The following is a 12,911-nucleotide window of genomic DNA, read 5'->3' as shown; positions in this document are numbered from 1 at the left end:
GTTCAGAAGACGAGCGCGACGCCCAGGAGCACCGCGATGAGCAGCAGCGCCCCCGCGAGGATGAACCCGGTGGAGAAGGCGGGCAGCGGGCGCCGCTCCCGCATCGCGCGCTCGACCCGCGCCCAACGGACCATCGCGAGGACCGTGCACAGGATCGCGGTGAGCACCAGCAGGGCGACCACCCCGATGCGTACGCCCTCCGCGGTGGGCACCTGGAACGAGTGCAGCGCGACCGCACCGGCGAGCAGGCCGAGGACGGTGCGTGCCCACGCCAGGAAGGTGCGCTCGTTGGCCAGCGTGAACCGCGGGTCCGGCTCGGAGCCGTGGTGGTAGACCCAGTGCGGGTGCCGCGGGTCCTCCTTCGATGGCGTCTCGGTCATGCCCCCATCGTCCACCACATCGGGTCCCGATCTAGATTATTACCCATGGGTAATCGCGAACCGGCCGAGTTCGACCGTGACATCGCGGTCCGTAGGACCGATGAGAAGACGTACGCAGCCGACCTCGCCCCCGGCTGGGTGGTCGGCGGCGGGATCAACGGCGGCTACCTGCTCGCGGTGATCGCCAACGCGCTGCGGGCTCACCTGCCGAACCACCCGGACCCGATCGTGCTGAGCGCGTTCTATGCCGGCGCCAGCACCCCCGGGCCGGCCGAGGTCCGCATCGAGACCAAGCGCGACAAGGGCTCGCTGGCCATCGCGACCGCCGAGCTGTGGCAGGGCGAGGAGCTGCGGATCACTACCACGGCGACGTACGCGGACCTCGACGGCCTCCATGCCAAGAGCAGCGGCTTCGAGCGGGTCACCGCGACCGAGCCGGAGTTGCCGCCGCTCGACGAGTGCCTCTCCTCGACCACGGCGCCCGAGGAGATGAAGAAGTTCGTACCGATGCTGGACCGCTACGAGCTCTGCGTCCCGAAGGAGCAGTTCGTCTGGGGCGGCGCCGCGCCGACCGGCGAGGCGGTCTTCACCGGCTGGTTCCGTCACCCCGGCCGCGAGCCCGACCCGCTCTCGCTGCTGCAGGTGCTCGACGCGCTCCCGCCGGTCACCTTCGGGCTCGAGCTGCCGGGCTGGGCGCCGACCCTCGAGCTCACCTGCCACATCCGCCACAAGCCGGCGCCGGGCTGGCTCAAGGTCACCCACTTCTCACGCAACCTCTCGGGCGGCATGTTCGAGGAGGACTGCGAGGTCTGGGACTCCGAGGGCAAGCTGGTCGCGCAGGCGCGTCAGCTGGCTCGGCTGCCGCGGGCCTGACGGGTCAGAGCGGGGCGGTCACATCGGGGCGCAGCGGTCCTTCCCGCCGTACGCGTCCCAGTGCCAGGCCTCGGCCGAGTACTGCTTCAGCCCGAAGTTCAGAGCGTTCTTGTTCAGGAACCGCCACACCGCGCTGGCCGGCTCCGAGGCCCGTGTCGCGCAGGTCTTGCCGCCGGTCGCGCTGGGCTGCTCGAAGTCGATGGCGATGCCGAGCTGGTGGGACGAGTGGCCGGGCTGCGCCGTGAGCGTGTAGTCGCCGGCCGGGCAGCCGCCGGTGACGTCCTCCTGGCACAGCGCCTTCTGCTTCTTCATCGTCCGGAACGAGCTGCCCGCGACCAGGTCGACCCCCTGCTTCGAGGCCTTCTTGACCAGCGCCGCCGCGGCCCCGGAGATGCGTGCGTTGACGACGGTCAGGCCGTCGGAGCCGTCGATGTAGTAGGGGTCGCCCTTGGTGCTCTCGGTGCCCGTGTTGGGCAGCCCCTCGACCGCGCAGAGCCGCACCGGGATCAGCCTGCCCTCGTCATACCCCTCGCCCTCGCCGAGGTCCTTCGTCCCCGGCGAGCACACGAGCCCGGTCGAGTCGGCGCGTACGTTGCCGACCGGCCTCGTCGGCGCCGCGACCTCGAGGAGCTTGCCCTCGGTGGCGCCGGCGGCGCGCTGTTCGGAAGCCTGTACGGCCAGCTCGGCGAGGTGGCCGGTGACCCCGCCCGCATTCGTGTCGGCGTCGGTCTGGCCGGCGTCCGGTGCCGTCTTCGGGACGTCCTCGGGGCAGGTCGTGATCGACTCGCTCAGCGGCTTCTGGGTCCCGGTCGCGAGGGTGATGTTCGCGCACACGACCGTGGTGTGGTCGCGCTTGGCGTAGGTGTCCTGCCAGGTCCGGTAGCCCGCCACCTCGAAGCTGTTGCCGTCTGTGCCGTCAGGGTCCGCCTGCAACGTACGCAGCCTCAGGCCGTCGCCGTAGGCGCCCGGCTGCTCCAGCCAGGTGCCGATGTCCGCGGCGGTGACCTCCCAGCCGACGCTGCGCAGCGACGCCACGGCCACCGACAGGTCGCTGCCGACGCCGTTCAGGTCGTCGGTCGTCGTCTGCTCCCACTTCTGCATCTGGTCGTAGAAGTCGTACGCCCCGTAGCCGCCGACACCGACCAGCGCGAGCACCAGCAGGCTCACGACAACCTTCGGCCACCGCCGCTTCTTCGGCGGCTCGGACCCGAACCGGCCGGGACCGAAACCCTGCGGGTATCCCGGGGGCGGCTGCTGCCCGTAGGGCTGCTCGGGGTAGGGCTGATCCGGATAGGGCTGCTGGCCGTAGGGATCCTGCTCAGGCGGATAAGGCTGCTGTGCCGGCGGATAGGGCTGCTGCTGAGGCGGGTACGGCCGCTGGTCCGGGTAGCGCTGCCCGCCCGGGTAGGGCTGGTGCTGCCCCGGATGAGGCCGCTGCTGACCCGGGTGCGGCTGCTGCGGCCGTCCCGGCTGCGCCGGTGGTCGTTGGGGCTGCCGCGGGCCGGGGAAGGGCTGCTGCCCCCGGTAGGGCGGGCGAGGCTCGCCGGGGCGCCGCGGGGGCCACTGCTGATCGCTCATGATCGGGCCCCGGACGGGGGCAGGCAGGCGATGAGCAGAAGACGGCGGGGCACGGCGTTGGAGCGTACCCAAGAGACACCACTTTCCGGGTGTCTAGGGAACAATCTCACACGTGAACAGCCCCAAGACGGTAGTAGCCGCGGCGATCCTCAGCGCCGACGGCAAGCAGGTGCTGGCCGCGAGGCGTACGTCCCCGCCCGAGGCCGCCGGACGCTGGGAGCTCCCCGGCGGCAAGGTCGAGGAGGGGGAGACGCCCGAGGCGGCCCTCGTCCGGGAGATCGGCGAGGAGCTCGGCTGCCTGATCGAGGTGCTCGACTGGATGCAGGGGGAATCGCCTCTCGGCGGGGCCGGCGGCCGGTTGATCGCCGCGACCGCCCGGGTGGTCGCGGGTGAGCCGAGGCCGCGCGAGCACGACCAGGTCCTCTGGCTGGCGGCCGAGGACCTCGACTCGGTCGACTGGCTCGAGCCCGACCGTCCGTTCCTCGATGCGCTCCGCCACGTACTCGGCGTGGCCGAAGGGCCCACTCTGCGCGGAATCTTCTTCGAGGAGGAGGACGCCCGCTCGGCAGCCTCGACGCTGGAGCGCGAAGGCTGGACGGCCCGGGTCAGCCGGGAGCGCCACCAGGGCGAGGACGACGACGAGGACCACCCCTGGTCCCTGGAGACGGACGCCCCGGAGATGGTTCTGGAGCTGCTGGTGGACGAGTACGACGGCTGGCTCGACATCCCCGAGGACGCACCGGACGACTCGATCGCCCCCGAACCCGTCGAGCTCCCCGACAACCCCAAGCGGATAAAGCGCCCCGACCTAGGATCGAGTTCGTGAATTCTCAGAAGAGCCTGCTGCTCGTGCACGCCCACCCCGACGACGAGACGATCGCGACGGGCGCGACTATGGCGAGATACCTCGCCGAGGGCGCCCGCGTCACCCTGGTGACCTGCACGGCAGGGGAGATGGGCGAGATCCTGGTGCCCGAGCTGTCCCACCTCGCCGCCGACCAGGACGACGGCCTGGGCGAACACCGCCGGGGCGAGATCGAGGACGCGATGGCGGCCCTGAAGGCGCCCGACGGCAGCCAGGTCGACCACCGCTGGCTGGGCGGATTCGGCAACTACCGCGACTCCGGGATGACCTGGAGCGAGGACCGCACCCACGCGCTCCCCGACCCCGACGCCCGCGAGAACGCCTTCTGGTACGCCGACCTCAACGAGGCCGCCGACCACCTCGTCACGATCATCCGCGAGATGCGTCCGCAGGTGCTGGTCACCTACGACGAGTTCGGCAACTACGGCCACCCCGACCACATCCAGGCCCACCGGGTCGCGACGTACGCCGCCCATCTCGCCGCCGTGCCGACCTACAAGAAGGAGCTCGGCGAGGCCCACGAGATCGACCGGATCTTCTGGACCGCGATCGCGGAGAGCTGGATCCGCGAGGGGCTGCGGGCGGCCCGCGCGGCCGGCGACGAGGACGCGCTCGGCGGGATGGACCCCGAGGGGCCGCTGCCGATGGCCACCCCCGACGTCGACATCGCCGCCGCGATCGACGGCACCGCCTTCGCCGACCAGAAGGTCGCCGCGATGCGCGCCTACCCCACCCAGATGGACATGGAGCAGGGCATGTTCGCGATGACCAACAGCCTCGGCACGACAGCGTGGTCCCATGAGCACTTCCGGATCGCCAAGGGACACGTCGACGAGACCGTCGACGGCAGCACCCTGACCGACCTCTTCGCCGGGTTGTGAGGCTGCTCGGCGGCATACTCGCCGGTCTTGTCCTCGGTCTCCTCGTCGGGGTCGCGGCGGTCGCCGTCCACCCCTGGTGGTGGGGTCTGCTGCTCGCTGTGGCCGCGTCCTCGGCGATGCTGCTCGTGCTGCCGCGCGGGGCCTCGAGGATCGCGTACGCCGCGGCCTGGGCGATCGTGGTCGCGCTGGCCGCGACGCCGAGGCCGACGGGCGGGTACGCCGTCGCGGGCGACGTGGCGGGATACCTGATGATCTTCTGGGCCGTGCTGATGATCGTGGTGGCCACCGCGACCGTGTCGAGGGTTGCTTCCCGGGCGGATCAGGGCCTCCCCGGGAAGTGACGAACGTCCCAAGATGGGCTACGGGTTCGGCCTAGGGGGGTATAGGTCCTAGGCTCTCCCGCATGTCCAATGAGCCCGAGGCCTCCAAGGCCCCCGAGCCCGCGAAGCAAACTGACGCGGCCGGGTCCAACGCCAGCCAAGCTGGCGCGGACGATGCTGCCATCGAGACGATCATGATCCCTCAGATCGAGATCGACGCCCGTGTGGCTGAGTCCACGGGTGCCAAGCCGGTTCCGAACGACGCCGATGACGAGCCCGACGGCGCGACCCGAGTGGTCCCCGCCGGCGACTTCGACGAGGATCCGGCCGAGGAGACCCTGCTGCGCAGCACGATGCTGCGCTCGGAGCTGCCGAAGCGTGCCGAGCTGCCGGAGGAAGAAAACTTCCTGTTCGTCTCGAAGAACCGGAAGTTCGCCCCGGAGCCGGACGCGGTCGACGCCGCCCCCGACCTGGCCAGCGACGCGGCCACCGAGATCGCGCTCGACAACCAGGCGCAGAACGCCCCCGACTTCGACGACGAGCCGCTCGAGGAGACCGTCATGGGCGTCGGGCCGTTCGTCGTGCACGAGCCGGTCCCCGCCGACCACTCCGGCTTCGACCAGTCCGGCTACGACCACTCCGCCTTCGAGCAGCCCGACTACGCGCAGCCGGTCGCGGCCGAGAGCAAGCCGCTCGGCACCGGCACCAAGGTCGCCGCCGCGATCGCGGGCGGCATCGCCATCCTGGCCTTCGCCGGCTGGACCGCTGCGTACGCCGTCGCCGGGGAGAAGATCCCCGAGGGCGCCACCGTCGCGGGCGTGGACATCGGCGGCATGACGGCCAACGAGGCGATGCCGCTGCTGGACCAGAAGTTCGCCCCGGCCCACAGCCAGCCGATCAACGTGACCGCCGGCGACAGCACGACCGAGGTCAACCCGGCCGACGCGGGCCTGAGCTTCGACGCCGAGGCGACGATCGCGAAGGCCAACGCCGCACGCAGCTGGAGCCCGGTCAAGCTGTGGAAGCACTTCACCGGCGGTGGCGCGATCGAGCCCGTCATCAAGGCCGACGACAAGCTGATAACTAAGGTCGCGGCCAAGGTGAACAAGCGCGCCGGCACCCCCTTCAAGGACGGCGACGTCGTCATCAAGAAGGGCAAGGTCAAGACCACCCAGCCGGTCGCCGGCGAGGGCGTCAGCGACGAGGCCCTCCGGACCGCGCTCTCTGGTCAGCTCCTCGTCGAGGGCGACCGCAAGGCCGACGTACCTCTCGCGGAGCTCACCCCCGACGTCGACGAGGCCGACGTCCAGGAGGCGGTCGACAAGGTCGCCACGCCGGCGGTCTCCGGCCCGATCACGCTGAAGTTCGAGAAGACCCCGGTGGAGCTGTCGCCGAAGGAGTTCGGCGACGCGATCCGGTTCGACCCAAAGGACGGCGAGCTGCAGGCGTCGGTCGCGCCCAGCAAGCTCAAGAAGGTGCTCAAGAAGGCCCTCGCCGACGACGCCGCCAAGCCGGTCGACGCGACCATCAAGATGGTCAACGGCGCTCCGAAGGTCATCCCTGCCAAGCCGGGTGTCACCTTCAACCAGAAGGACCTGGAGGCGGTCTTCCTCGACGTCGTCACCGCGCCCAAGGGCGAGCGCACCGTCGAGGTGAAGTCGAAGGTCGCCAAGCCGAAGGTCACCACCGAAGAGGCCAAGGCCTGGGGCGTGAAGGAGAAGGTCTCGACCTTCACCACCAACTTCCCCTACGCCGAATACCGCAACGTCAACATCGGCCGCGCGGCCGAGCTGGTCAACGGCACCGTGCTCGCGCCGGGGGACACCTTCTCCCTCAACGGCATCGTCGGGGAGCGTACGGCCGCCAACGGCTTCACCAAGGGCTGGATGATCCAGAACGGGATCTTCCGCGAGGACTACGGCGGCGGTGTCTCGCAGATGGCGACGACCACGTTCAACGCGATGTTCTTCGCCGGTCTCCAGGACGTCGAGCACAAGGCGCACTCGCTCTACATCGACCGCTACCCGATCGGCCGTGAGGCGACCGTCGCCTGGCCCTCGCTGGACCTGAAGTTCAAGAACAACACCAAGTACGGCGTCCTCATCCGCTCCTGGGTCAACCCGGCCAGCGCCAGCGGCCAGGGTTCGGTGACCGTCGAGATGTGGTCCACCAAGATCTGGGACATCAAGACCCGCACCGGCGAGCGCTACGACTTCAAGCCGCCCGGCAAGCAGAAGATCACCGACGGCAACTGCGAGAACACCGTCGGCGCCCAGGGCTTCTCGATCAACGTCTGGCGCGACTTCTACAACGCCGGATCGGGCACGAAGGTCGACACCCAGACCTTCAAGACCACCTACATCCCGCAGGACGAGGTCGAGTGCACCGACGAGTCGGAGAAGCCGCCGCCGCCCGCCGACCCCAACTGACCCGAGTCGGCCGGTTCTGACCAAAACCATCGCCGAGTCGGCGCGTCATGACGCGCCGACTCGGCGTTGTTGACCGTGACGCGGATCACAACTGCTCGTTGAAGCGGTCATGCGCCCGTTTCTGCTGAGTCTTCTCGCTGCTGTCGCACTCGTCCTGGCACCGGTCTCTGCCCCCGCTGCGGCGGGGTCGAGCCGGACCGGGATCCCGCTTCCGGGATCGCCCTACGGCGACCCCGCCGGGTCCAACGACTGGGCGTGCGCGCCGTCGGCAGCGCGCCCGACGCCGGTGATCCTGGTGCACGGCACCTTCGGCGACCGCCGCTCGCTGCTGGACCCGATCTCGCTGGCCATGAAGCGCGCCGGGTTCTGCGTCTACTCGTTCGACTACGGCAACCGCGCGACCGGCGACGTCCGGGACTCGGCCGCTCACCTGGGTGAGTTCATCGAGCGCGTACGCGAGGTCACCGACGCCGACAAGGTGTCCCTCGTCGGTCACTCCCAGGGCGGCATGATGCCGCGCTACTACATCAAGAACCTCGGTGGCGCCGCCCACGTCGAGGACCTCGTCGGCCTCGCCCCCTCCAACCACGGCACGACCATCGTCATGGACGGCAGCGCGATCGGAGCCACCGGTCTGTGCCAGTCCTGTGCCCAGCAGGCCGCCGGCTCGCAGTTCCTCGCCGACCTGAACGCCGGCGACGAGACCCCGGGCGACATCTCCTACACCCAGGTCGTCACCGCCACCGACGAGGTGGTCGTGCCCCACACCTCCGGCTTCCTCGCCGAGGGCCCGAACACCACCAACGTACGCATCCAGGACGCCTGCGCCCTCGACCTCTCCGACCACCTGCTCATCCCGATGAGCACCTCCGCCATCGCCCTCACCCTCGACGCGCTCACCCACGAAGGCCCCGCTTCGCCGAACCTGAAGACCTGCTGACCGTCGTCGGGGGACCACGTCCCGGGCGACGTGGTCACCAGATGGTGTGAATGGAGTCGTATGCCTGCAGTCTGCTGTCCTTGGTCACCAGGGGAAGGTTCTCGAGCATGCTCTGGGCTGCGAGCATTCGGTCGAACGGGTCGCGGTGGTGCCAGTCGAGCTCTCCGGCGAGGCGTGAGTGGTTGAAGTCCATCGGCAGCCGCTCGAGGACATGAAGGCGTGTGCGGTCCTCGAAGGTGGCTGCCAGGGTCCCTCCGCCGGGGAGTTTGCTGAGTCGAGCCTTGGTCGAGATCTCCCAGAGGCTCGCCGCCGAGACGAACACCTCGGTGTCGATGTCGATGACGGCTTCGTAGGCAGTGGTGCTGAGCCGGTCGGGGTCACTCACCAGCCAGATGTATGCATGGGTGTCGAGAAGCACCCGCTCATAGGTCCTCATCGAGAGACCCCTCCCAGGCGGCGATCTCGTCGTCGGGGAGCGGTTCGAAGAACTCATCGGGGACGCTCACGCGTAGGCCGCCGAGTATCCGCCTGGTCGGCCGTTCGATCGGCACCAGGCGCGCAACGGCATGGTCGCCTCGGGCGATGATGACCTGGCCGCCCGCCTCGACCTCGGTGAGCAGGCTCGACAGGTGTGTCTTCGCCTCCTGCACCTTCACGACATGTGCTGCATCCATACATCCACGGTAGGTTGGTCAACCAGGTTGGTCAACCCAGGCGCGACCCGCTGAGGAGGACAGATGCATCTGGATCTGGTGACGTTCGTCGTTCCCGACTACGACGTGGCGATGGAGTTCTTTCGCGGCGTCCTCGGCTTCGAGGTCACCGAGGACGCCCCGTCGACCACGAACGACGGCCGCCCGAAGCGGTGGGTGGTCGTACGCCCGCCTGGCGGCGGCACCGGCTTCCTGCTCGCCCGGGCCGACGGCTCGGCACAGACCGAGAGGGTCGGTGACCAGACCGGCGGCCGGGTGACGTTCTTCCTGCGGGTGGACGACTTCAGGATCGCGTACGAGAAGCTGGTCGCCGCCGGGATCGAGTTGGTCGGGCCGGTGCGCGAGGAGCCCTACGGCACCCTTCAGGTCTTCCGGGACCCCTTCGGCAACCTGTGGGACCTGCTGGCGGGCTGATTCTCTACGGAGTGGGCGAGGCGTAGTAGCGGCAGCGGTGGTGCTCGGTGAAGCCGAGGCCCTCGTAGAGCGCTAGGCCGGGATCGTTGTTGGTCTCCACGTGTAGCCAGGCGGCGCGGGCGCCGCGTTCGGCGCCCCACTCGAGCAGGGTGGCGAGGGCCTTCGTGGCGAGGCCCTGGCGACGGTGCGGCTCGGCGACCTCGAGGTCGTGGATGGCCAGCCAGTCGCGTTCCATCGTGCCCATGATCCGGGCGGTGTCGCCGAGGGTGATCAGCACCTGCGCGTCGTTCGCCTGGACCTCGACGCGGGCGTCCTCGACGGGCGGAGGCAGGAGGCGGCGGGTGGCGGCGAGCCCGGCGAGCTGGAAGCCGACGGTCACGTCCTCGACCCAGCCGCGCGCGACCACGGCCTCCTCGGCCGCCGAGCCGACCTCGATCTTCACCCGCGGGCGCTTGTGGCGACTCCGGTAGTAGCTCTCGACCCGGTCGATGGCCTCATCCAGCCCGATGCCGGGGTCGCCGATCGCCAGCGCCGAGTTGGGCCGCCGGCGGACCGAGACCTCGTGGTCGAAGAGTACCCACTCGCCCAACGGCTCGGAGGTGGTGCCGGGGAAGATCGCGGCGCTGAGCAGCTCGGCCTCGCGCACCCCGATCCGCAGGCGTACGTTCGGCCGCGGCGGCACCGGTTTGCCGGAGACGATCTCGGCGACGGGCACGCTCACCTGCTCCCCGGACTCGCGCTCGATGACCGCGATGCCGTCGGCCCAGGACGTACAGACTCCGAGGATGTCGGTGAACGCGGGGCCGCCGGTGGGGCCGGTCTCGCCGGGCACGAGGCGGCGGATGACGATCCGCTTGCCGACGACATGTGGTCCCAGGAGATGAGCAGGCACGTGGGGATACTAGGCTGTTCCCTGAAGGGCCAGTCGTGCCCCTCTGACTTTCGTGATACCCCGCTTGGAGGAGCCCCGAATGACGTACGTCATCGCCCAGCCCTGTGTTGACGTGAAGGACAAGGCTTGCGTCGACGAATGTCCGGTGGACTGCATCTACGAAGGCAAGCGGATGCTCTACATCCACCCCGACGAGTGTGTCGACTGCGGCGCCTGCGAGCCGGTGTGCCCGCCCGAGGCGATCTTCTACGAGGACGACACCCCGGAGGAGTGGAAGGAGTACTACGACGCCAACGTCAAGTTCTTCGACGACCTCGGTTCGCCCGGTGGCGCTGCTCGCATGGGTGAGATCGACAAGGACCACCCGTTCGTCGCCGCGCTGCCTCCGCAGAACCAGGACTGATGCCGGCCTCGATCCCAGTCTCGCAGCGGCTGCCTGACTTCCCGTGGGACAAGCTCGCTCCCTTCAAGGAGAAGGCGTCCGCGCACCCTGACGGGCTGGTCGACCTCTCGGTCGGGACCCCGGTCGACTCGACCCCGGCGGTGGTGCAGAACGCGCTCCGTGCGGCCGCCGACTCCCCGGGCTACCCGACCACGATCGGCACGCCCGCGGTGCGTCAGGCTGCCATCGACTGGCTTGCGCGCAACCACGGGGTCGACGGCCTCGGGCTGGACAACGTGCTGCCGGTGATCGGCTCCAAGGAGCTGATCGGATCGCTGCCGCTGCATCTCGGCGTCGGGCAGGGTGACCTGGTCGCCTACCCGGAGCTCGCCTACCCGACCTACGAGGTCTCCGCGGCTCTCGTCGGCGCCGACACCGTGGCCACCGACTCGCTGGTCGCGTTGGGCCCGAAGGCGCCGAAGATCCTGTGGATCAACTCGCCCTCCAACCCGAGCGGCCGGGTGCTTCCCGTCGAGCACCTGCGCAAGACGGTCGAATGGGCGCGCGAGCGCGGCACGCTGCTGATCTCCGACGAGTGCTACATCGAGTGCGCCTGGGACGCCGAGCCGATCTCGGTGCTCCACCCGGACGTCTGTGGCGGCTCCTACGAGGGCATCCTCGCCGTCCACTCGCTCTCCAAGCGCTCCAACCTCGCGGGCTACCGCTGCGCCTTCGTCGCCGGTGACGCCTCGGTCCTCGGTGAGGTCCTCGCGGTCCGCAAGAACCTCGGCCTGCAGATGCCCGGCCCGCAGCAGGTCGCCATGGTGACCGCGCTGGGCGATGACCAGCACGCCAAGGAGCAGCACGCCCGCTACGCCGCCCGGCGCGCCAAGCTCAAGACGGCGCTGGAGTCGGCCGGCTTCCGCATCGACCACTCCGAGGCATCCCTCTACCTGTGGTCGACCCGTGACGAGGACTGCTGGGCCACCGTCGAATGGCTCGCCGAGCGCGGCATCCTCGCCGCACCCGGCACCTTCTACGGCCGCGCCGGCAGCCAGCACGTACGCATCGCCTTCACCGCCACCGACGAGCGCGTCGACGCGGCCGTCGCCCGCCTCTCGGCGTAGCCGGGCGGGGTTTGCCCCATACGTGAAGATTGGTGGAGTGAGCGCACAGCCGGGGACCCCGACGGGCCCGCCGACCATCCCGCCCCCGGGTCCGCGCCCTCCTGCGCCGGGCCCTCACGGGCCGAGACTCCCCGAGCCGGCGCGCGAGGCCCTGCGGAAGTCGGCGCGGGAAGCCCGCAAGCAGCTGCGGCCGGTGCGCAAGCACCTCATCGTCCTCGGCGTCGTGATCGCCGTCGCCCTGGTCTTCGCGGGCCTGCGGCTCCTCGGCGTCGGGGTCGGAGGCATCCCGGTCCTCGCCCGCGAGGCGTGCACCGTCACCTCCGAGGGCGAGACCTACGACCTCTCCTCCGAGCAGGCCGAACGTGCCTCGGCGATCGCCGCCCAGGCCGTACGCCGCGGCCTCCCCGCCCGCGCGGCCTCCGTCGTGCTGGCGGTCGAGCTCGCCGATCACTCGCTCGAGCGGGATCCGGCGAAGGCGGCCGGCCTCTACGACCGGCTCTCCGGAGTCGCCGACTACCGCCAGCAGTCCGTCCCGGGCGTCGCCCAGCAGATCAGCGACGGCTCGCGTGACGGCTACCGCGACGCCGAGCCCGAGGCGCGGGCCTTGGCCTCGGCACTGACCGGCAACACGCCTGAGGCGTTCTCCTGCGTCGTCAAGGGCGGCGCCGAGGAGGTCCCGGACAGGCTCAGCGGCGCCGGACTCACCTCGCGTGCGGAGGCGCTTCGCGAGGACGTACGCAATGTCTACGGCGCCCTCCCCGAAGGCGGCTTCCAGCCCGGCGGCGTGACCACCGGACACATGGTCGGCTCGGCCCACTACGAGGGCCGCGCGGTCGACTACTTCTTCCGCCCCATCAACGCCCGCAACAACATCAGGGGCTGGTCCCTGGCGCAGTATCTCGTCGCCAACGCCGACCGTCTCGACATCGAGACCGTCATCTACGACGACCGCATCTGGACCAAGTTCCGCTCCGGCGCCGGCTGGCGCGACTACGAGGTCCCGCCCCGCGGCGGCGACCAGGCCATCCTCGAGCACCGCGACCACGTGCACGTCGACGTAGCCGACTGAAGCCGAGGCGTCACTTACGTCGGCCGAGAGGTCGCTCGTGCGGGCCGA

15 protein-coding genes are annotated in these 12,911 nt (G+C 70.1%); 10 read left to right on the top strand and 5 right to left on the bottom strand.

Annotated elements, in window-relative coordinates:
- Positions 1–2 precede the first annotated feature (2 nt).
- Positions 3–380: a DUF202 domain-containing protein gene (locus OH802_RS26630; RefSeq protein ID WP_355225857.1), complete on the bottom strand. Its 378-nt coding sequence runs from the start codon at positions 378–380 to the stop codon at positions 3–5.
- A 45-nt stretch (positions 381–425) separates the two neighbouring features.
- Here OH802_RS26630 and OH802_RS26625 point away from each other — a divergent pair, with 45 nt between their 5' ends.
- Positions 426–1,253 (top strand): thioesterase family protein, encoded by an 828-nt coding sequence (locus OH802_RS26625; protein ID WP_406023389.1) that lies wholly within the window; start codon positions 426–428, stop codon positions 1,251–1,253.
- Between the two features lie 18 nt (positions 1,254–1,271).
- Here the strand turns inward: OH802_RS26625 and OH802_RS26620 are convergent, their stop codons facing one another.
- The gene (locus OH802_RS26620; protein WP_406023388.1) at positions 1,272–2,831 is read right to left on the bottom strand and encodes a D-alanyl-D-alanine carboxypeptidase family protein; all 1,560 of its coding nucleotides are present in this window, start codon (positions 2,829–2,831) and stop codon (positions 1,272–1,274) included.
- A gap of 112 nt (positions 2,832–2,943) precedes the next feature.
- On the opposite strand from OH802_RS26620, the gene OH802_RS26615 reads away from it, so the two are divergent.
- From OH802_RS26615 to OH802_RS26595, 5 genes are all read left to right on the top strand, one after another.
- On the top strand, positions 2,944–3,657 hold the full coding sequence (locus OH802_RS26615; protein WP_406023387.1) for a (deoxy)nucleoside triphosphate pyrophosphohydrolase: 714 nt from the start codon (positions 2,944–2,946) through the stop codon (positions 3,655–3,657).
- Entirely contained in the window at positions 3,654–4,577 is a 924-nt protein-coding gene (gene mshB, locus OH802_RS26610; protein ID WP_406023386.1) for an N-acetyl-1-D-myo-inositol-2-amino-2-deoxy-alpha-D-glucopyranoside deacetylase, read from the top strand. Before OH802_RS26615 ends, mshB begins: the two co-directional genes overlap by 4 nt.
- On the top strand, positions 4,574–4,918 hold the full coding sequence (locus OH802_RS26605; protein WP_406023385.1) for a hypothetical protein: 345 nt from the start codon (positions 4,574–4,576) through the stop codon (positions 4,916–4,918). Before mshB ends, OH802_RS26605 begins: the two co-directional genes overlap by 4 nt.
- 62 nt (positions 4,919–4,980) lie before the next feature.
- Complete coding sequence (locus tag OH802_RS26600; RefSeq protein WP_406023384.1) at positions 4,981–7,326, top strand: VanW family protein; 2,346 nt, start codon at positions 4,981–4,983, stop codon at positions 7,324–7,326.
- A 109-nt stretch (positions 7,327–7,435) separates the two neighbouring features.
- Positions 7,436–8,266 (top strand): esterase/lipase family protein, encoded by an 831-nt coding sequence (locus OH802_RS26595; RefSeq protein WP_406023383.1) that lies wholly within the window; start codon positions 7,436–7,438, stop codon positions 8,264–8,266.
- 34 nt (positions 8,267–8,300) lie between these two features.
- On the opposite strand, the gene OH802_RS26590 is transcribed toward OH802_RS26595, so the two are convergent.
- Together OH802_RS26590 and OH802_RS26585 are read right to left on the bottom strand one after the other, a co-directional pair.
- The gene (locus tag OH802_RS26590; protein ID WP_406023382.1) at positions 8,301–8,702 is read right to left on the bottom strand and encodes a type II toxin-antitoxin system VapC family toxin; all 402 of its coding nucleotides are present in this window, start codon (positions 8,700–8,702) and stop codon (positions 8,301–8,303) included.
- A complete protein-coding gene (locus tag OH802_RS26585) occupies positions 8,689–8,940 on the bottom strand; it encodes a type II toxin-antitoxin system Phd/YefM family antitoxin (RefSeq protein ID WP_350664292.1) in 252 nt (83 codons plus the stop codon). The genes OH802_RS26590 and OH802_RS26585 overlap by 14 nt, the downstream gene beginning before the upstream one ends.
- 63 nt (positions 8,941–9,003) lie before the next feature.
- Here OH802_RS26585 and OH802_RS26580 point away from each other — a divergent pair, with 63 nt between their 5' ends.
- A complete protein-coding gene (locus OH802_RS26580; protein ID WP_406023381.1) occupies positions 9,004–9,393 on the top strand; it encodes a VOC family protein in 390 nt (129 codons plus the stop codon).
- 4 nt (positions 9,394–9,397) lie between these two features.
- On the opposite strand, the gene OH802_RS26575 is transcribed toward OH802_RS26580, so the two are convergent.
- Positions 9,398–10,285 carry a GNAT family N-acetyltransferase gene (locus OH802_RS26575; protein WP_406023380.1) on the bottom strand — a complete coding sequence of 296 codons (888 nt, stop codon included), beginning with the start codon at positions 10,283–10,285 and terminating at the stop codon, positions 9,398–9,400.
- A gap of 79 nt (positions 10,286–10,364) precedes the next feature.
- Here OH802_RS26575 and fdxA point away from each other — a divergent pair, with 79 nt between their 5' ends.
- Genes fdxA through OH802_RS26560 form a run of 3 tightly spaced genes read left to right on the top strand, consistent with a single transcriptional unit; the run spans position 10,365 to position 12,863 of the window.
- Entirely contained in the window at positions 10,365–10,688 is a 324-nt protein-coding gene (gene fdxA / locus OH802_RS26570; RefSeq protein ID WP_008358813.1) for a ferredoxin, read from the top strand.
- The gene (gene dapC, locus OH802_RS26565; RefSeq protein ID WP_406023379.1) at positions 10,688–11,794 is read left to right on the top strand and encodes a succinyldiaminopimelate transaminase; all 1,107 of its coding nucleotides are present in this window, start codon (positions 10,688–10,690) and stop codon (positions 11,792–11,794) included. Before fdxA ends, dapC begins: the two co-directional genes overlap by 1 nt.
- Positions 11,795–11,831: 37 nt before the next feature.
- Entirely contained in the window at positions 11,832–12,863 is a 1,032-nt protein-coding gene (locus OH802_RS26560) for a hypothetical protein (protein ID WP_406023378.1), read from the top strand.
- Positions 12,864–12,911: the final 48 nt, after the last annotated feature.

The sequence above is a fragment of the Nocardioides sp. NBC_00850 genome, from assembly GCF_045207335.1.
Taxonomy (GTDB): domain Bacteria; phylum Actinomycetota; class Actinomycetes; order Propionibacteriales; family Nocardioidaceae; genus Nocardioides.
The sequence above is the reverse complement of the archived record's forward strand: the minus strand, read 5'-3'. Positions and strand labels throughout refer to the sequence as shown.